Here is a 16940-nt window from a genome sequence, read left to right as displayed (position 1 = left end):
GAACCGGCTCCGGTCCCGCTGCATCCGTCCTTGTTCTGTCGTGCCGGGATGTTAGCCTGATTTCCTCGGATCAGGGGAACAGGCATGTTGGCGGCGGCTCTGGCAATTCTGATGGCGGTGGCGGTGCCGCCTGCGCCTCCCTCTGTGCCTCCCCCTGCGGTGGCTCCCACGCAGGCGAACGAGCGCGGCCTTGCTGTCTGGACGCCCGGCGAAGTGCGCTGCGAAGGCGGCGTCGCCGTTGCCGGGGAACCGATCCGCCGCCCGTGGAGCAGCATCGGCTGGACCGGGGCGACGAACCGCCAGCCGGTGACGCTCGGCTTCGATATCGACGCTACCGGACGGCCCGTCTCGATCCACCGCGACGACCGGCGGATGCCGCCGAACCCCGACATCGCTCCGGCGCTTGCCGCCAGCCGCTTTCCCGCCGTTGCGCGCAAGGGATGCTCGGTCAGCTTCGCCAGCCGTGTCGAACCCTTCGCGACCGCGCCGGTGGCGGACCTCGTATCCTACACGGTGACGCCGACGACGGGGCGCCTGCCGCAGCAGGGCTGGGCGCGCATCTTCCGGGAAGGCACTTGCGCAGAGGCGCCGCGACCGGCGCCGCTGCTGCGCGCCTATCCCAACTTCGCGAAAGTGCCCGGCACGCCCGGCGTCAAGGACTGGACGCTGATCTCCTACGACACCGATGCCGATGGCAGGCCGGTCAACGTGCGCGTGAAGACGGGCACCGGCAGCAAGCCGCTCGACGATGCGGCGGTGGAAGCGATGCGGCAGTCGCGCTTCACCGGCGGGGCGCGGACCGGGTGCAGCTATCCCTACTGGCACCAGCCCGAAGTGATGCCCGCGCCGCCGATGCCGGACAAGAGCGCCTTCGCCCCCGCCGCCGCCTGCCCCGCCGGACGCGAATGGGCGAGTGCGCCGGTGCTGCGCTTCCCGCAGGCCTACAACCGCCGCCGGATCGAAGGCTGGGCCATCGTCAGCTACGACATCGCGCCGTGGGGTGAGGTCGGCAACGCTAGGGTGCTCGCCGCGCAGCCCTCGGAGGACTTCGGCCAGCAGGCGCTGCAGGTGATCCGGTCGGCCAAGGCACTGGCCTCGGAGAAAGGCCGAAGCGGCTGCGTGGACCGCATCCGCTTCGTGATCCGCCCCGACGCCGCTTCGGACGACGATGCCGACGATGAACCGATCATCCTGACGCACTGAGGCGGGCCGTCTGTTCGGCGCGGGCTAGCGGCAGAAATTCGCCCCGTCGGCCTCCAGATGGAAGTGGTTCTCGTGCGCGGCGTTGTAGTCGGGGCCCAGCGTCGTGCCGAAGCGCTTGCAGGCGCTGTCGTGGACCACGCGCAGGAAGCGGCGCTCGGCGGGGGAGCCGCCGTTCCATCCGCCGAGCACGCTGATGCGCCGTCCGTCACCCAGCACGAAGGCGGAAACGTCGATGGCGTTGGCGCTGGCATGGCCCGAGCGGCGGCTGGTTCCCGCGACGTTGCGGCACGAATAGCTGCCGTAGGTCTCGATCTTCACCAGCCTGCTGCCGAGGATCTGCTGCGCCGCGCGGTCCACGCCATAGCGCGCCCAGGCGGCGAAGGGTGTGGATGCTGCGCAGGTGACGGGGCCGAGGCCGGTGACGCTGATCGTCGCGCTGTCGGTGTTGAGCGCCGCCAGCTTGACCGTGCCGACCGTCGAGCAGGCGCTGCCGTACCAGCGATCCTCCACCGGCGTGAACACCGCGCGCTGCGCCGTGAGGTTCGAGAGGCACTGGCGCAGCTCCGGGCGCGGCGGGGCGGGCGGGCGACTCGACGTGCGACTCGGCTGCCTCTTCTGGGGCGAAGGCCGGTCGATGCACCCGCTCGCGAGGGCGAGGAGGGGCAGGACCAGTAAAAATTTCCGCGATACAGACATGTCGGGTCAAACTTCCGGGGGCTCGCTTAACCTGCGCTTACCCGTGCCTTGGCGCGCGCCGGGGCGCCATGCCTGCGCGGTCGTTTTGCACAGCCCATTGGCCTGCAAGGCGATTGACATATCCCGGCGCCACATTAGGAGCGGCTCCGGGCCACGCGGTCCCAACGCCGCGCGTGCTCTCTGCAAGGAGAGTCAGAAATGACTGATGGTATTACGCTTCCGGCGCGCAAGCCTGCGCGTCCGCATTTCTCTTCCGGTCCCTGCGCCAAGCCGCCGGGCTACTCCCCCGAAAAACTGAACGTCGAATCGCTGGGTCGTTCGCATCGCGCGAAGATCGGCAAGACGCGCCTCGCCTACTGCATCGACCTGATGCGCGAAGTGCTGCAGCTGCCCGACACCCACCGCATCGGCATCGTTCCAGGTTCCGACACCGGCGCCTTCGAGATGGCCATGTGGACCATGCTCGGCGCGCGCGGCGTGACGACGCTGGCGTGGGAAAGCTTCGGCGAAGGCTGGGTGACGGACGCTGCCAAGCAGCTGAAGCTCGATCCCACCGTGATCCGCGCCGACTACGGCCAGCTTCCCGACCTGACCCAGGTGGATTGGAGCACCGACGTGCTCTTCACCTGGAACGGCACCACCTCGGGCGTGCGCGTCCCCAACGCCGACTTCATCCCCGACGACCGCGAGGGCCTGACCTTCGCCGACTCGACCTCGGCGGTGTTCGCTTACGACATCGACTGGTCGAAGATCGACGTCGCCACCTTTTCCTGGCAGAAGGTTCTGGGCGGCGAGGGCGGTCACGGCGTCCTCATCCTCGGCCCCCGCGCGGTCGAGCGTCTGGAAACCTACACCCCGGCATGGCCGCTTCCCAAGGTGTTCCGCCTCGTTTCCAAGGGCAAGCTCGCAGAGGGCGTGTTCAAGGGCGAGACGATCAATACCCCCTCGATGCTTGCCGTCGAGGACGCGATCTTCGCGCTGGAATGGGCCAAGGGCCTCGGCGGTCTGGAGGGTCTGAAGGCCCGCTCGGACGCCAACGCTGCCGCGCTCGGCAAGATCGTCGCGGAGCGTGACTGGCTCGGCCATCTCGCCCCCGACGAGGCGAGCCGCTCGAAGACCTCGGTCTGCCTGACCGTCGAAGGCGCCGACGCGGACTTCATCAAGAAGTTCGCCGCCCTGCTCGAAAAGCAGGACGCCGCCTACGACGTCGCCGGATACCGCGACGCCCCGGCGGGGCTGCGCATCTGGTGCGGCGCGACCGTCGACGCAGCGGACATCGAGGCGCTCGGGCCGTGGCTCGACTGGGCCTACGCCACCGTCAAGGCCGAGCAGGCCGTCGCGTAAGCAATACCCGCGTTAGAAATACCATCGTCATTCCCGCGAAGGCGGGAACCCATCTCCTGAGTTGTCCCATTCGATGGACCTGGAGATGGGCCCCCGCCTTCGCGGGGGTGACGAGGATGTTTGCTCCGTGATTTTCACTCCGCCAGAGCCGTGCTTACGGCCAGCGTGAAGGAACCCATTCCATGACCAAGCCCAAAGTCCTCATTTCCGACAAGATGGACCCCAACGCCGCCCGCATCTTCGCCGAGATGGGCTGCGACGTCGACGTCATCACCGGTGAGACGCCGGAACAGCTGATCGCCCGCATCGGTGACTACGATGGCCTCGCCATCCGTTCGTCCACCAAGGTGACCAAGGAAATCCTCGCCGCCGCGAAGAACCTCAAGGTCATCGGCCGCGCCGGCATCGGCGTCGACAACGTCGATATCCCGGCTGCCTCGGCGCAGGGCGTCGTCGTGATGAACACGCCGTTCGGCAACTCGATCACCACCGCAGAGCACGCCATCGCCCTGATGTTCGCGCTCGCCCGCCAGCTTCCCGAAGCCAACGCCCAGACCCAGCAGGGCCTGTGGCCGAAGAACGGCTTCATGGGCGTCGAAGTCACCGGCAAGACGCTCGGCCTCATCGGCGCGGGCAACATCGGCTCGATCGTCGCCAGCCGCGCACTGGGCCTGCGCATGAAGGTCGTCGCCTTCGACCCGTTCCTGACGCCCGAGCGCGCCGTGGAAATGGGCGTCGAGAAGGCCGACCTCGAAACGCTGCTGGCGAAGGCGGACTTCATCACGCTGCACACGCCGCTGACCGACCAGACCCGCAACATCCTCTCGGCCGAGAACCTCGCCAAGACCAAGAAGGGCGTTCGCATCATCAACTGCGCACGCGGTGGTCTGGTGGACGAAGCCGCGCTGAAGGCGGGCCTCGATTCGGGCCACATCGCGGGCGCCGCTCTCGACGTGTTCCAGACCGAGCCGGCCAAGGAATCGCCGCTGTTCGGCACCCCGAACTTCATCTGCACCCCGCACCTCGGCGCATCGACGACCGAAGCGCAGGTCAACGTCGCGCTTCAGGTCGCGGAGCAGATGGCCGACTTCCTCGTCAACGGTGGCGTCACCAACGCGCTCAACATGCCGTCGCTGAGCGCCGAGGAAGCCCCGAAGCTCAAGCCCTACATGAAGCTGGCGGAACTGCTCGGCTCGATGGTCGGCCAGCTGACCCGCGATTCGGTTCCGCGCATCTCGATCCACTGCGAGGGCGCTGCCGCCGAACTGAACCAGAAGCCGATCGTCGCCGCCGTGCTCGCCGGTTTCCTGCGCGTCCAGTCGGACACGGTGAACATGGTCAACGCCCCGTTCCTCGCCAAGGAGCGCGGCCTTGAGGTTCGCGAGATCAAGACCGAGCGCGAGGGTGACTACCACACGCTGATCCGCGTCTCGGTGAAGACCGAAGCAGGCGAGCGTTCGGTCGCGGGCACGCTGTTCAACAACGTCGAGCCGCGCCTCGTCGAACTGTTCGGCATCAAGGTCGAGGCCGAGCTGGACGGCTCGATGCTCTACATCGTCAACGAGGACGCGCCGGGCTTCATCGGCCGCATCGGTACGCTGCTGGGCGACAACGCGATCAACATCGGCACCTTCAACCTCGGCCGCCGCGAAGCCGGTGGCGAGGCGGTGCTGCTGCTGTCGGTCGATAACCCGGTGGCGGGCGACGTGCTCGACCAGGCAGGCAAGCTGCCCGGCGTGAAGCTGGTCAAGGCGCTCGCGTTCTGACCTGACGCCTCACAGGCTCCCAACGGAAGAGGGGTCGGCGCCATGGCGTCGGCCCCTTTTTCGTGCGCGCTCGGGGTAGCACGCATTATTGTTGACTCAGTCAACATAAAGGCGGAAGGCGTGGGCATGGACCATGCCATCGACGCCATCCGCACCTTCAACCGCTTCTTCACGCAGCACGTCGGCGCCATCGACGCGCGCTTTCTCGACACCGACGCCAATCTTCCCGAGGCACGCCTGCTGTTCGAGATCGCCGGGCGCGAGCCGGTGCTGGCGAACGTGCTGCAGGCCGCACTCGGCCTCGATCGCGGCTATCTCAGCCGGATGATCGCGCGCTTCGAGGAACGCGGCTGGGTCACGCGCGACAGGCTCGACAGCGATGCGCGCGCACGTCCGATCCGGCTGACTCAGGCCGGGCGCGAGGCGTTCGACGAGATCGACGGACGGCAGCGCGCCGCCGTCGCGCACGATCTGGGCCGTTTGACTACGACCGAGCGGGACGATGTGGTGCAGGCGCTGACGCGGGCGCGGCTGCTGCTTGACCCCGATGCGAGCGACGGCTTCACGATCCGCACCGCGCTGATCGGCGAAGTCAGCCAGGTCGCGGCGCGCCAGTCGATGCTCTATGCCGCTAGCCACGGCTGGAAGGAGGAACTGGAAGCGCTGGAGGCAGAGACGGTCGCCGCATTCCTGCGCAACTTCGACCCCGAGCGCGAACGGTGCTGGATCGCCGACATGGGCGGCGTGATGGCGGGTGCGGTGTTCCTGACGGACGAGGGGGAGGGCGTGGGTCGCCTGCGCCTGCTTCACGTCGAACCCTTCGCGCGGCGTCGCGGCATCGGGGATGCGCTCGTCAGCGGATGCCTCGGCTTCGCGCGGGAGAAGGGATACGGGGAGGTCGTGCTGTGGACGCATACCGTCCTCGAAGCCGCGCGGCGAATCTACGCGCGCAACGGCTTCGAATGCATCTCCACCGAAGTGCATCACACGTTCGGCGAGCCGATCCAGGGCGAGACGTGGCGAGCGGTGCTGCGCGCCGCGCCCTGAACTTTGCGCCTCAGCGCGGCGGCAGGTCGCCCATGGGTCCGCCCATCGGCCCGCCCATCGGCTCACCGGGCATTCCGCGTCCGCGCATGCGCTCGCCGTCCTTGCCCCTCGGGCGCAGCTCTTCCATCGAGAGGTAGCCGTCGTGGTCGGTGTCGGCGGCGTCGAACAGCTTGCCTTCGTAGGCCAGCAGTTCCTCCAGCGAGACGCCCGCGTCGTAATTGGTGTTGGCGCGGGCGATGACGGTGCCGCTGAGCGGCTCGATCAGCGCGGGGAGCAGACGGTCTTCGCGCTCGTCGCCGACTTCGGGCATGACCGCCTCGGCGATCGGGCCGGAGCGGTCGCCGGTCGCGGCGTCCTCGCTGGCGGCGGCGGAGCCCATTTTGCTCTGCCATGCGGTGAATTCGGCCATGGAGATCGCGCCGTTGCGGTCGGTGTCGACGGCGGCGAAGCGGTCCTTGATGATCGCGGCGCGGCGGGCTTCGACGAGGGCGTGGAGTTCGTCGAGGGTGACGGTGCCGTCGCGGTTGGTGTCGGCAGTGCGGAACATGCCGGTGACGATCTTGTCGAACCGCTCGCGCTTGATCGGCTTGGGCGGTTGCGGCCCGCGCATGCGGCCACCGCCTCCGCCGGGAGGGCCATCGCCGCCTCCCATGCCGCCCATACCTCCGCCGCCCATGCCGCCATCCATGCCTCCGGGCATGCCCTGGGCGAGTGCGGGGAGCGAAAGCGTCATCGCCAGCGCGGCGACGATGGATGCAAGCGGACGGGCGGCGTGCAGGGTCATGCCTTGAAAGTCTCCGGTGTAAGGATCGTCCCGCCAGACGTTGGTCTGCGGTCTAGCCGCTGACCGCCGCGCCGCCGACCGAAAATTCGTCGCCAATCGTCGCAGATTTGCGCATTCGACAAGCGCGCGCGGGCGGGCTAAGGGCGCGGCCACTATGCAGGAAAACGACCGCGATCTTCTGCCCGAGGGCTTGGGCGACCGTCTGCCGCAGCAGGCATGGGCTTCCCAGACGGTGCGCCGCGCCGCGCACGACGTCCTCGCCAGCCATGGCTACGCGCGCGTCGAGACGCCGGTGCTGGAGTTCGAGAAGGCGCTGGCGAGCCGCATGGCGGGCGTGCAGGTGCGCCGCATGTTCCGCTTCGTCGATCCCGTCTCGGCGCGGATGCTGGCGTTGCGTTCGGACATGACCGCGCAGATCGCGCGCATCGCCGCGACCGGCCTGTCGCCGTCGCCGCGCCCGCTGCGCCTGTCCTATTCGGGGCAGGTCGTCACCATCAAGGGCGACGGCCTCGACCCCGCGCGCGAACGCCTTCAGCTTGGCGCGGAACTGATCGGCGCCGATTCTACCGAGGCGGCGGCCGAGATCGTCGAACTCGCCATCGAGACGCTGCGCGCGGCCGGGGCTACGGGCGTGTCGGTGGACTTCACGCTGCCCGACCTCGTCGACGCGCTGAGCGCCGGGACGTTGCCGCTGCCCTCGCACAACATCGAGACGGTGCGCCAGATGCTCGACGCCAAGGACGCGGGCGGGCTCGTCGATGCTGGCGGCGAGGCGTACCTGCCGCTGCTCTACGCGGTCGGCCCGTTCGAGACCGCGATCGAGCGGCTGGCCGAGTTCGACGTCGGCGGGGCGCTCGCGGGCCGCATTGCCGCGCTGCGCGCCATTGCTGCGCGCGTGAACGGCAAGGCACGCCTGACGCTCGACCCCTCGGAGCGCCACGGCTTCGAATACCAGTCGTGGTTCGGCTTCACGATCTATGCCGATGGCGTTCCCGGCAGCCTCGGGCGCGGGGGTACTTACGCGATCCTCGGCCAGACCGGGCGCGATCCGGAGGCGGCGACGGGCTTCTCGCTCTATCCCGATCCGCTGATCGAGACGCTGTCCGCCGCGGCGGGCGAGGAGCGGCGCCTGTTCCTGCCCCTCGGCCACGACCGCGAAGTCGCCGCGCGCCAACGCGCGATCGGCTGGGTGACGGTGGCGGCGCTCTCCGAAGCGGACGACGCGCTCGCACTCGGCTGCTCGCACCGCCTCGAAGGCGGCGAGGCAGTGGCGGTCTGACGCTTCAGTCTCGTCATTGCGAGCGTAGCGAAGCAATCCACGTCGGCCCACGCCGCCGGATTGCTTCGCTACGCTCGCAATGACGACGGGGGGTTAGGCGAACACCTTCGCCAGCCAGCGGTCGACCACGCCGGTCGCCGCGTAGTCAGGGCTGCCGAGTTCGCGGTTGATCTGCATGTGGCCGCGCAGGCCCTGACCCGGCACCGACTGGCGCTCTACCGGCGTTCCCGCCTTGCGCAGCGCGGCTTCCAGCGCCTCGGCCTGACGCACGCCGTCGGCGCGCTGGACGTGGAGGAGCAGGAACGCGGGCGCATTGGGCGCGGCGGCCTGCAGCGTCGGCGAAAGCGCCCGCTGGCGCGCCGGATCGTCGCCGAACGCCTGCCGATACGTCCCGCCCATCACGCGCGGCCCCTCCTGCATCTGCCCGGGCACGTCGTAGGCCGCGCCGTCGAGCGGGATCACGCCCCGGATATCCGCATAGGACAGCCCCGCCTTGCGCAGATACTGCGGGTCGGTGCCGAGCAGCGCGACGAGATGCGCACCCGCGCTGTGCCCCATCAGCACGACCTTGCCCCGCGCGATGCCGAGCGAATCGGCACGCTTCAGCAGTGCGGCGAGGGCATCGGCGACATCCTGCGCCTGCTGCTCCACCGTCGCCTCGGGGACGAGGCGGTAATCGACGCTGGCGAAGGCATAGCCCTCTGCCGTGTAGTGCGCGGCCTTGTAGCGTCCGGTGGCATTGTCCTTGCTCCCGCGCTTCCAGCCGCCGCCGTGGACGAACAGCACCAGCGGGGCAGGGCCCTTCCTTGCGGCGGGCCAGAAATCGAGGTTCTGCAACCGTTCGGTGCCGTAGCTGATTGTGGCGGCCTGCTCCTGCGCATGGGCGGTCGTTGCCGTAACCAGCAGCAGCGCGCCGATCAGCGAAAGGGCGGGAAGGCGGGGTTTGTTCATGGTCGCGCACCTCGGTTGTCTGCGGCGCAGGGTCGCAATCGCGCCCGTGTCCGGCAAGCAATCAAGTGTATCGAAGGGTAACGCCCCCGCGACGGCCCCCACGACGGGGCCCCTTGACTACCGGCCCGCCTTCCCACTAGGGCGCGACCGAAAAGCCGGGGCGACCCCGCCCCAAGAACAATCCATATCGCCGAGTCCTGTCGAAGGGCGTTACTGGATCCACCGAGGCAGGGTGGAGGAGCATATCCATGGCAAACGTAACCGTGATCGGTGCCCAGTGGGGCGATGAGGGCAAAGGCAAGATCGTCGACTGGCTCGCCAGCCGTGCGGACGCCGTGGTTCGCTTCCAGGGCGGCCACAACGCGGGCCACACGCTCGTCGTCGGCGACCAGGTCTACAAGCTGAGCCTGCTGCCTTCGGGCATCGTCACCGGCACGCTCTCGATCATCGGCAACGGCGTCGTGCTCGACCCGTGGCACCTCAAGTCCGAAGTCGAGAAGCTGCGCGGCCAGGGCGTCGAGATCAATCCCGAGAACTTCGCGATTGCCGACAACTGCCCGCTGATCCTGCCGGTCCACCGCGAACTCGACGGTCTGCGCGAAGCGGCTGCCGGTGCGGGCAAGATCGGCACCACCGGTCGCGGCATCGGCCCGGCTTACGAGGACAAGGTCGGCCGCCGTGCGATCCGCGTCTGCGACCTTGCGCACCTCGACGCACTGGAGCCGCAGCTGGACCGCCTCTGCGCGCACCACGACGCTCTGCGCGCCGGTTTCGGCCAGCCCGCCATCGACCGCGAGGCGCTGCTGAACGAACTGCGCGAGATCGCACCATTCGTGCTCCAGTTCGCGCAGCCGGTGTGGAAGCGTCTCAACAAGGTCCGCAAGGCCGGTGCGCGCATCCTGTTCGAAGGCGCGCAGGGCGTGCTGCTCGACGTCGACCACGGCACCTATCCCTTCGTCACCAGCTCGAACACCGTGTCGGGCACCGCCGCCAGCGGTTCGGGCCTCGGCCCGTCGGCGACCGGCTTCGTGCTGGGCATCGTCAAGGCCTATACCACCCGCGTCGGTTCCGGCCCGTTCCCGACCGAGCTGGAGGACGAGACCGGCCAGCGTCTGGGTGAGCGCGGCCACGAATTCGGCACCGTCACCGGCCGCAAGCGCCGCTGCGGCTGGTTCGACGCGGTGCTGACGCGCCAGTCCTGCGCCATCTCGGGCGTGACCGGCATCGCGCTGACCAAGCTCGACGTGCTCGACGGGTTCGAGAAGGTGAAGATCTGCACCGGCTATCGCCTCAAGGGCAAGGTGCTGGACTACTACCCCAGCCACGCTGCCGATCAGGCCGCCGTCGAGCCGATCTACGAGGAAATGGACGGCTGGCAGGGCACCACCGCCGGCGCGCGTTCGTGGGCGGACCTGCCCGCACAGGCGATCAAGTACATCCAGCGCGTGCAGGAACTGATCGAGACGCCGGTGGCGCTCGTCTCCACCAGCCCCGAGCGCGAGGACACCATCCTCGTGCGCGATCCCTTCGTGGATTGATGGCGATGCGGGGCGTCCTTCGGTTCGCCCCGCTGCTCCTGCTGCTCGGCGTCACTGCCGCCGAGGCGCAGGAGCCGCTGAAACTGCCCGACATCGACCTGATCCGCGTGCGCAAGGCGGCGCGGATCATGGAATTGTGGTCCGCCGACCGCCTCGTCCATGTGATCGAGCATATCCAGCTCGGCGACGAGCCGGTCGGCCCCAAGCGCTTCGAGGGTGACGAGCGCACGCCCGAGGGCCGCTACGTCATCGACTGGGCGAACCCGAACAGCGCCTACCATCTCTCGCTCCACATCTCCTACCCCAACGCCGCCGACCGCGCCTTCGCGGCGGGGCAGGGCCGTTCTCCCGGCGGCATGATCATGATCCACGGCCAGCCCAACGCCTGGCCTGCCGGCCGCGTCCCCGGCGACTGGACCGACGGCTGCATCGCCGTCTCCGACGAGGAGATCGAGGCGCTGTGGGAGGCGGTGCCGGACGGCACGCCGATCGAGATCGAGCCCTGATACTGGACCTGAATGATCCGTCGTCCCGGACCTGATCCGGGACCGCTGGCCGTGAACAGCCCAGCTATTCGGTAAGCCCCCGCCGATGGAACTCGCCTAAAGAGGACGAGCGGTCCCGGGGTGAGCCTTGGACCAGCCGGGCTAAACCCCGGTTCGTCATTGCGAGCGCAGCGAAGCAATCCAGCGTCGTGAGCCGACCATGGATTGCTTCGCTGCGCTCGCAATGACGAGGTGGAGGAGAGTGGCCGTGGGCAGGCCGCAATATCGCAACATGCTGGGATTACCGACGCACAGTCGAAGCGTATCCCGTCCCAACGTCCCGCTTGCGCAAATTGCAATTTCCGGCATTGCTGCATTGTAAAACGCACGGCAACCCCGGTTGCGACGAAATAGTTAGGAGCCTAAGTACCCGCCGCCCCATTCTCCCATGGATACATGACCGACCGTTCGAGCCTCGCCCACGATCTCGCCACGCAACTCGCGCCTGTCGCGCGGGTGTGGCGGCAGCTTGCCGACCGTATTCTCGCCTCGCTGGAGATATCCAACTCGGCGGGCTGGGCACTGGTCCATCTGGAGCGATTGGGCGCGGGAGCGCGGCAGGCGGACCTCGCGCGGGCCATCGGCATCACCGAAGCCTCGCTGACGACGACCGTGCGCCAGCTGGAGCAGGCGGGCCTCGTCGAGCGCCGCGCCGATGCGGAGGACCGCCGCGCCAACCGCCTTCACCTGACCACCGAAGGCGCGCGCATCGCCCGCAAGGCCGAGGCGCGGCTGGTGGCGCTGCGCGGCGAACTGCTCGACGGTATTCCCGACGCCGACCTCGAAGCCGCCGTGCGCCTGATCGCCACCGTGGGCGAGCGGGCCGCCGCAATGCGGGGGCGTCCATGAGCCTGGGCCTGAACTCGCCCGCGCTCGCACGCTGGGGCGTGCCCGCCGCGATTTTCTCGATCAAGGCGCTGATGGCGGCGATGCTGGCCGCCTACATCTCGTTCTCGATCGGGCTGGAGCGGCCGTACTGGGCCTTCATCACCGCCTACATCGTCGCCGCTCCGCTGGCGGGCGCGGTCGTGTCCAAGGCGCTGTTCCGCGTCGTGGGCACCTTCGTCGGCGCGACGGCATCGGTGCTGATGGTGCCGCCGCTGGCGCACAGTCCCGAACTGCTGTCGATGGCGATCGCCTGCTGGCTGGCGCTCTGCGTGTTCGTCTCGCTGCTCGACCGCACGCCGCGCGGCTACATGTTCGTGCTGGCGGGCTACACCGCCTGCCTGATCGTGCTGCCGACGGTGAACGCGCCCGAACTGATCTTCGAGGACGCCGCGCTGCGCGTGCAGGAGATCACGCTGGGTATCCTGTGCGGCAGCCTGATCCACGGCGTCGTGCTGCCCGGCTCGGTCTCGACCTTCCTGCTCGGCCGCGTCGCCATGATGCTGCGCGATGCCGAGCGGTGGAGCCGCGATTCGCTGGAGCTGGAGCCCGATCCCTCGGTCGACGCGGAGAAGCGCCGTCTTGCGCAGGACGTGACCGAACTGCACCAGCTTTCGATCCACCTGCCGTTCGAGACGAGCCGCCCCGCGCCGCGCGTGCGCACGGTGCGGGCATTGCAGGACAATCTCTCGCTGCTGATGCCGCTGGGCGCCGCCGTGGCCGACCGGATCGCCGCGCTGCGCGAGCGGGGCGCCATCACCGACGAGGCCGACCGGCTGCTCGCCGACACCCGCGCCTGGCTCAAGGACATCGAGACCGACCGCGAGACGCGCGAGCGCGTGGCGGACGATCTCAAGGCCCGCTGCGCCGCGCTGGAGCCGGAAGTGACACCGGGCGCGGGCTGGGACGACCTGCTCCAGCTCAGTCTCGGCTCGCGCCTCGCCAGCCTGATCGAAGCGCACCTCAACTGCCGCGACCTTGCCGAGCAGCTGGGCACGCTGAACCGCCGCCCCGTCTCGGCGCGCATCCCACAACTGCTGGAAGGGCGCCGCAACCGCGAGGTTCACCGCGACTATCGCGGCGCGCTGCGCGGGGCGTTCGGCGCTTGGCTGACGATCGTGCTCGGCTGTACGCTGTGGATCGGCAGCGGCTGGCATGATGGCAACACGGCGGTGATGCTGGCGGGCGTGTTCCTCGCGCTGTTCTCGGCTTCGGACAACCCGCTGCTGCCGCTGCGGCTGTTCTTCAACGGCACCCTGATCGCGACGATCCTGGGCATGATCTACGCCTTCGCGATCCTGCCCCGGGTCGAAGGCTTCCCGATGCTGGCGATGACGCTGGCGCCGCCGCTGCTGGTGCTGGGCGCGTTCATGCACTCGCCGCGCTATGCCGGTGTCGCGCTCCCCGCGCTGCTGGGCATGGGCAGCCCCTTCATCATCGCCGAGAAGTACAACGACAACTTCGTCGCGTTCAGCAACGGCGCGCTGGCGCAGCTGCTGGGCACGCTGTTCGCGATCGTCATGGCCATGCTGCTCCAGACCGCCGGGCTCGACAGCGCGATCCGCCGGACGCTGCGTGCGGGCTGGCGCGACATCGCCGAGCGCGCGAACCTCTATGGTGCGCCCGACGTGCGCGGCTGGATCAACCGCATGCTGGACCGCATCGCCGTGCTCGCCCCGCGCCTGGCGCTCTCGGGCAAGCATCCGGGCGCGCCGCTTTACGACGTGCTGCGCGATCTGCGCACCGGCGTCGCCATCGGCGAACTGCGCGAACTGCGCCTGCACCTGCCGCCCGCCCGCAGCGCCCCGCTGACGAGCGTGCTGGCCGACGTGGGCGACTACTACCGCCGCATGGAGCCGGATCACCGCGCGCCTGCCGCGCCGGAACTGCTGGGCGACATCGACACCGCGCTCCACGTCTTCTCCGGCGACGAGGACCGCTCGGTGCGCCGGCAGGCCGCGCTGGCGCTGGTCTCGCTGCGGCGCAACCTCTTTCCCGAAGCCGCCGCGCTGAAAGGGCAGCCATGAACGGCGAAGTCTCCATCCTGGGCGTGTTCATGCCCACGCTCCTCGTCATCGGAGTGATCGCCTCGGTCCTGACCATGCTGCTGATGCGGCTGGCGGACTTCGCGGGCTTCTACCGCATCGTCGCCTATCGCGCGCTCGTCGACCTGTGCCTCTACGTCATGGTCTTCGGCGCACTCGCCTTCCTCGCCACCTACTCCGGTCTGCACCCATGAAGAACCTGCTTCCCGCCCTCGGCCGCAGCGCCGCCACCATCGTCATCGTCCTGATCGCGGCGTTCATCGCCTACTGGATGTGGATGCACTACGAGCGGACCCCGTGGACCCGCGACGGCCGCGTGCGCGCCGACGTGGTACGGGTGACGCCCGACATCGGCGGCCTCGTCACTTCGGTGGAAGTGCGCGACAACCAGACGGTGAAGGCGGGCGACCTCCTCTTCGTGATCGACAAGCCGCGCTACTCGCTGGCGGTGGAGCAGGCGCAGGCGTCAGTGGCGAGCGCGAGGGCGACGCTGGGGCAGGCGAGCCGCGAATCCTCGCGCGATCTGGCGCTGGGCGATCTGGTCGCCACCGAGACGCACGAGCAGAACGTCGCCCGCGTCGCCACCGCCCGCGCCGCGCTGGCCGAGGCGGAGAGCGCGCTCGACGGGGCGAAGCTGAATCTCGAACGCACGCAGGTCCACGCCTCGGTCAACGGCACCGTGACCAACCTCGACCTGCACCCCGGCGATTACCTTGCGGCGGGCAGCCAGGCGATGGCGCTGGTCGACGACGATTCGATCCGCGTGGAAGGCTATTTCGAGGAGACCAAGCTGCCCTTCATCCGTCCCGGCGCGGCGGTGACGGTCAAGTTGATGGGTGAGGGCCAGCTGCTCAAGGGCCGCGTGGAGAGCATCGCGGCGGGCATCAACGACGACACCCGCAGCGATTCGGGCAACCTGCTGCCGAATGTGGAGGCGACGTTCTCGTGGGTGCGACTGGCCCAGCGCATCCCGGTGCGCGTGAAGCTGACGCATGTGCCCAAGGACGTGCGCCTGATCCTTGGCCGTACCGCCACGGTGACGATCGAGCAGCATGATGCGAAGCAGCGGCCCAAGGCGCAGCAGGCGGGGGCGCAGAAGTGACCCTGCCGCGCTTCCTGTCCTCGGCCGCGCTTGCGCTCGCCCTGTCGGCCTGTGCGACGGCGGGGCCGGACTATCATCCGCCGGAGAACGCCGTCTCGAATGCGCCGACCGCTCAGGGCGCGTTCGCATCGGCCAAGGGGGAGGGGTTCTCGCAGGAGCCGTTGCCCGACCGCTGGTGGCGGCTCTACGAAGACCCGCGCCTCGATGCGCTGGTGGAGCAGGCGCTGACCGCCAATACCGACTTGCGCGTTGCCGAAGCCAACCTGGACCGGGCCGAGGCGGTGCTGCGCGAAGCCGCTGCCGCGCGCAGGATCTCGACATCGGTGACGGGCGGTGTCGACCTGTCACGCCAGTCGTCCACCGGGCGGCCGCTGCCGGGCGTGGTGACGGACAACCTTGGCCTTGCGCTGGCCTATCCGCTCGACCTCAAGGGCAAGCTGCGCCGCGCGATCGAGGCGAGCGCCGCCGATGTCGAGGCTACCGAGGCAGCGCGCGACGCCGTGCGCGTCGGCGTCGCGGCGGCCACCACCAGCGCCTACGCCAAGGTCTGTGCGGCGAACTACCAGCTCGGCGTGACGCAGCGGGTGGTGCAGTTGCAGCGCCAGACCCTCGACGCGACGCGCCGCCTGCAGAAGGGCGGGCGCGGCACCGCCTTCGACGTCAGCCGCGCCGCCGCCGCCGTGGAGGCGAGTGCGGCATCGCTCCCCGCCTTCACCGCCGCGCGCCAGAATTCGCTCTATCTGCTGGCGACGCTGCTCGGCCGACCGCCTGCCGAGTTCCCCGCCGAAGTGGCCGACTGCGCCACACTGCCGCGCCTTGCGGGCGGTGTTCCGGTCGAGGATGGCGCCGCGCTGATCCGCCGCCGCGCCGATATCCGGCAGGCCGAACGCACCATCGCCGCTGACACCGCGCGCATCGGCGTGGCGACCGCGGACCTCTACCCCTCGGTCAGCATCGGCGGATCGCTGGGCCTGTCCGGCCCGATCCACGACTTCGGCAGTGGCGAGAGCTTCGGCTTCAGCCTCGGCCCGCTGCTCAGCTGGAGTTTCCCCAACCGCCCCGCCGTCCGCGCCCGGATCGACGCGGCGGATGCGCAGGTCCGCGCCGACCTCGCCAACTTCGACGGCACGGTGCTGGAAGCGCTGCGGCAGGCGGAATCGGCGATGGAGACTTATGCGCGCGACCGCGAGCGGGAGGCGGCGCTCGGTCGTTCGGCGGATGCGGCGGGATTGTCGGCCTCGCAGGCGGGCAAGCTGTTCCGCTTCGGCCGCAGCGATTTCCTCGATCTGCTGAGCGCGCAGGGCAGTTTGGCGTCTGCGCAGGTCAGCCATGCCTCCGCGCAGGCGGCGCTGGTGGATGACCAGATCGCGGTGTTCCTGGCGCTTGGCGGCGGGTGGCAGCAAGATACGCCCGGAAACTGACCGCCAGTTCGTCATTGCGAGCGTAGCGAAGCAATCCAGAGAGGCGCCGCGCTATGGATTGCTTCGCTACGCTCGCAATGACGAAGGGGATGGCCCCCACGTCAGAAATCGATCGCGATGCCCTTCGACACCCAGTCGCCGTAGCGGGTGGGGGAAAGCCCGTCGGGGTCTTTCTCGTCCTTGGCCTGCACCGGGTTGGGCGCCGGCTGGGGCGCGGGGTCGTTGGTCCAGTGGGCGGGCTTGGTGAAGGCCGCCGGACGTTGGGTGGCGCGCTGGGTCATGAATGCCATGTGGTGCGGGTGGCGGAAAAAGGCAATCCGGTATAGGGGGCCGC

16 protein-coding genes are annotated in these 16940 nt (G+C 69.1%); 12 read left to right on the top strand and 4 right to left on the bottom strand.

Going from position 1 to position 16940, the window contains the following annotated elements; all coding sequences use genetic code 11:
• The first annotated feature begins 84 nt into the window (after positions 1 to 84).
• Entirely contained in the window at positions 85 to 1203 is a 1119-nt protein-coding gene (locus LO787_RS01895) for a TonB family protein (protein WP_232494200.1), read from the top strand.
• Positions 1204 to 1227: 24 nt separating this feature from the next.
• Here LO787_RS01895 and LO787_RS01890 read toward each other — a convergent pair whose 3' ends face one another.
• Positions 1228 to 1899: an extensin family protein gene (locus LO787_RS01890; protein WP_232494199.1), complete on the bottom strand. Its 672-nt coding sequence runs from the start codon at positions 1897 to 1899 to the stop codon at positions 1228 to 1230.
• 198 nt (positions 1900 to 2097) lie between these two features.
• Between LO787_RS01890 and LO787_RS01885 the strand changes: the two genes are divergently transcribed.
• The 3 genes from LO787_RS01885 to LO787_RS01875 all read left to right on the top strand — a co-directional run bounded on the left by LO787_RS01885 (position 2098) and on the right by LO787_RS01875 (position 6056).
• Entirely contained in the window at positions 2098 to 3243 is a 1146-nt protein-coding gene (locus LO787_RS01885; RefSeq protein ID WP_232494198.1) for a phosphoserine transaminase, read from the top strand.
• A 182-nt stretch (positions 3244 to 3425) separates the two neighbouring features.
• The gene (gene serA / locus LO787_RS01880; RefSeq protein ID WP_232494197.1) at positions 3426 to 5009 is read left to right on the top strand and encodes a phosphoglycerate dehydrogenase; all 1584 of its coding nucleotides are present in this window, start codon (positions 3426 to 3428) and stop codon (positions 5007 to 5009) included.
• Positions 5010 to 5135: 126 nt separating this feature from the next.
• Complete coding sequence (locus LO787_RS01875) at positions 5136 to 6056, top strand: bifunctional helix-turn-helix transcriptional regulator/GNAT family N-acetyltransferase (RefSeq protein WP_232494196.1); 921 nt, start codon at positions 5136 to 5138, stop codon at positions 6054 to 6056.
• A gap of 10 nt (positions 6057 to 6066) precedes the next feature.
• On the opposite strand, the gene LO787_RS01870 is transcribed toward LO787_RS01875, so the two are convergent.
• Entirely contained in the window at positions 6067 to 6840 is a 774-nt protein-coding gene (locus LO787_RS01870) for an EF-hand domain-containing protein (protein ID WP_232494195.1), read from the bottom strand.
• 154 nt (positions 6841 to 6994) lie between these two features.
• Between LO787_RS01870 and LO787_RS01865 the strand changes: the two genes are divergently transcribed.
• Positions 6995 to 8119, top strand: coding sequence for an ATP phosphoribosyltransferase regulatory subunit (locus LO787_RS01865; protein ID WP_232494194.1), 1125 nt, complete (start codon positions 6995 to 6997; stop codon positions 8117 to 8119).
• Between the two features lie 93 nt (positions 8120 to 8212).
• Here the strand turns inward: LO787_RS01865 and LO787_RS01860 are convergent, their stop codons facing one another.
• Positions 8213 to 9070: an alpha/beta hydrolase gene (locus LO787_RS01860; RefSeq protein WP_232494193.1), complete on the bottom strand. Its 858-nt coding sequence runs from the start codon at positions 9068 to 9070 to the stop codon at positions 8213 to 8215.
• A 248-nt stretch (positions 9071 to 9318) separates the two neighbouring features.
• Here LO787_RS01860 and LO787_RS01855 point away from each other — a divergent pair, with 248 nt between their 5' ends.
• The 7 genes from LO787_RS01855 (at position 9319) to LO787_RS01825 (ending at position 16606) form a co-directional block, all read left to right on the top strand.
• Positions 9319 to 10608, top strand: coding sequence for an adenylosuccinate synthase (locus tag LO787_RS01855; RefSeq protein ID WP_232494192.1), 1290 nt, complete (start codon positions 9319 to 9321; stop codon positions 10606 to 10608).
• A gap of 5 nt (positions 10609 to 10613) precedes the next feature.
• Positions 10614 to 11114, top strand: coding sequence for a L,D-transpeptidase family protein (locus LO787_RS01850; RefSeq protein ID WP_232494191.1), 501 nt, complete (start codon positions 10614 to 10616; stop codon positions 11112 to 11114).
• A gap of 435 nt (positions 11115 to 11549) precedes the next feature.
• The gene (locus LO787_RS01845; RefSeq protein ID WP_232494190.1) at positions 11550 to 12002 is read left to right on the top strand and encodes a MarR family transcriptional regulator; all 453 of its coding nucleotides are present in this window, start codon (positions 11550 to 11552) and stop codon (positions 12000 to 12002) included.
• Positions 11999 to 14065 carry an FUSC family protein gene (locus LO787_RS01840; RefSeq protein WP_232494189.1) on the top strand — a complete coding sequence of 689 codons (2067 nt, stop codon included), beginning with the start codon at positions 11999 to 12001 and terminating at the stop codon, positions 14063 to 14065. Before LO787_RS01845 ends, LO787_RS01840 begins: the two co-directional genes overlap by 4 nt.
• Complete coding sequence (locus tag LO787_RS01835) at positions 14062 to 14277, top strand: DUF1656 domain-containing protein (protein ID WP_232494188.1); 216 nt, start codon at positions 14062 to 14064, stop codon at positions 14275 to 14277. Before LO787_RS01840 ends, LO787_RS01835 begins: the two co-directional genes overlap by 4 nt.
• Positions 14274 to 15185, top strand: a complete 912-nt coding sequence (locus LO787_RS01830; RefSeq protein WP_232494187.1) for an efflux RND transporter periplasmic adaptor subunit — start codon at positions 14274 to 14276, stop codon at positions 15183 to 15185. The genes LO787_RS01835 and LO787_RS01830 overlap by 4 nt, the downstream gene beginning before the upstream one ends.
• Positions 15186 to 15187: 2 nt before the next feature.
• Positions 15188 to 16606 (top strand): efflux transporter outer membrane subunit, encoded by a 1419-nt coding sequence (locus tag LO787_RS01825; RefSeq protein ID WP_232496223.1) that lies wholly within the window; start codon positions 15188 to 15190, stop codon positions 16604 to 16606.
• A gap of 101 nt (positions 16607 to 16707) precedes the next feature.
• Here LO787_RS01825 and LO787_RS01820 read toward each other — a convergent pair whose 3' ends face one another.
• On the bottom strand, positions 16708 to 16887 hold the full coding sequence (locus LO787_RS01820; protein WP_232496222.1) for a DUF1674 domain-containing protein: 180 nt from the start codon (positions 16885 to 16887) through the stop codon (positions 16708 to 16710).
• Positions 16888 to 16940 lie beyond the last annotated feature (53 nt).

The sequence above is a fragment of the Novosphingobium kaempferiae genome, from assembly GCF_021227995.1.
GTDB classification, from domain to species: Bacteria; Pseudomonadota; Alphaproteobacteria; order Sphingomonadales; family Sphingomonadaceae; genus Novosphingobium; species Novosphingobium kaempferiae.
Note: the sequence above shows the minus strand (reverse complement) of the source record. Positions and strands in the feature narration are given on the sequence as shown.

Excerpts from the sequence above, each read along its gene's own strand:
- LO787_RS01860 (WP_232494193.1), bottom strand. The coding sequence starts at position 9,070 with ATGAACAAACCCCGCCTTCCCGCCCTTTCGCTGATCGGCGCGCTGCTG.
- LO787_RS01845 (WP_232494190.1), top strand. The coding sequence starts at position 11,550 with ATGACCGACCGTTCGAGCCTCGCCCACGATCTCGCCACGCAACTCGCG.
- LO787_RS01855 (WP_232494192.1), top strand. The coding sequence starts at position 9,319 with ATGGCAAACGTAACCGTGATCGGTGCCCAGTGGGGCGATGAGGGCAAA.
- serA (WP_232494197.1), top strand. The coding sequence starts at position 3,426 with ATGACCAAGCCCAAAGTCCTCATTTCCGACAAGATGGACCCCAACGCC.
- LO787_RS01875 (WP_232494196.1), top strand. The coding sequence starts at position 5,136 with ATGGACCATGCCATCGACGCCATCCGCACCTTCAACCGCTTCTTCACG.
- LO787_RS01895 (WP_232494200.1), top strand. The coding sequence starts at position 85 with ATGTTGGCGGCGGCTCTGGCAATTCTGATGGCGGTGGCGGTGCCGCCT.
- LO787_RS01885 (WP_232494198.1), top strand. The coding sequence starts at position 2,098 with ATGACTGATGGTATTACGCTTCCGGCGCGCAAGCCTGCGCGTCCGCAT.
- LO787_RS01850 (WP_232494191.1), top strand. The coding sequence starts at position 10,614 with ATGCGGGGCGTCCTTCGGTTCGCCCCGCTGCTCCTGCTGCTCGGCGTC.
- LO787_RS01835 (WP_232494188.1), top strand. The coding sequence starts at position 14,062 with ATGAACGGCGAAGTCTCCATCCTGGGCGTGTTCATGCCCACGCTCCTC.
- LO787_RS01870 (WP_232494195.1), bottom strand. The coding sequence starts at position 6,840 with ATGACCCTGCACGCCGCCCGTCCGCTTGCATCCATCGTCGCCGCGCTG.
- LO787_RS01865 (WP_232494194.1), top strand. The coding sequence starts at position 6,995 with ATGCAGGAAAACGACCGCGATCTTCTGCCCGAGGGCTTGGGCGACCGT.
- LO787_RS01890 (WP_232494199.1), bottom strand. The coding sequence starts at position 1,899 with ATGTCTGTATCGCGGAAATTTTTACTGGTCCTGCCCCTCCTCGCCCTC.
- LO787_RS01830 (WP_232494187.1), top strand. The coding sequence starts at position 14,274 with ATGAAGAACCTGCTTCCCGCCCTCGGCCGCAGCGCCGCCACCATCGTC.
- LO787_RS01820 (WP_232496222.1), bottom strand. The coding sequence starts at position 16,887 with ATGACCCAGCGCGCCACCCAACGTCCGGCGGCCTTCACCAAGCCCGCC.
- LO787_RS01840 (WP_232494189.1), top strand. The coding sequence starts at position 11,999 with ATGAGCCTGGGCCTGAACTCGCCCGCGCTCGCACGCTGGGGCGTGCCC.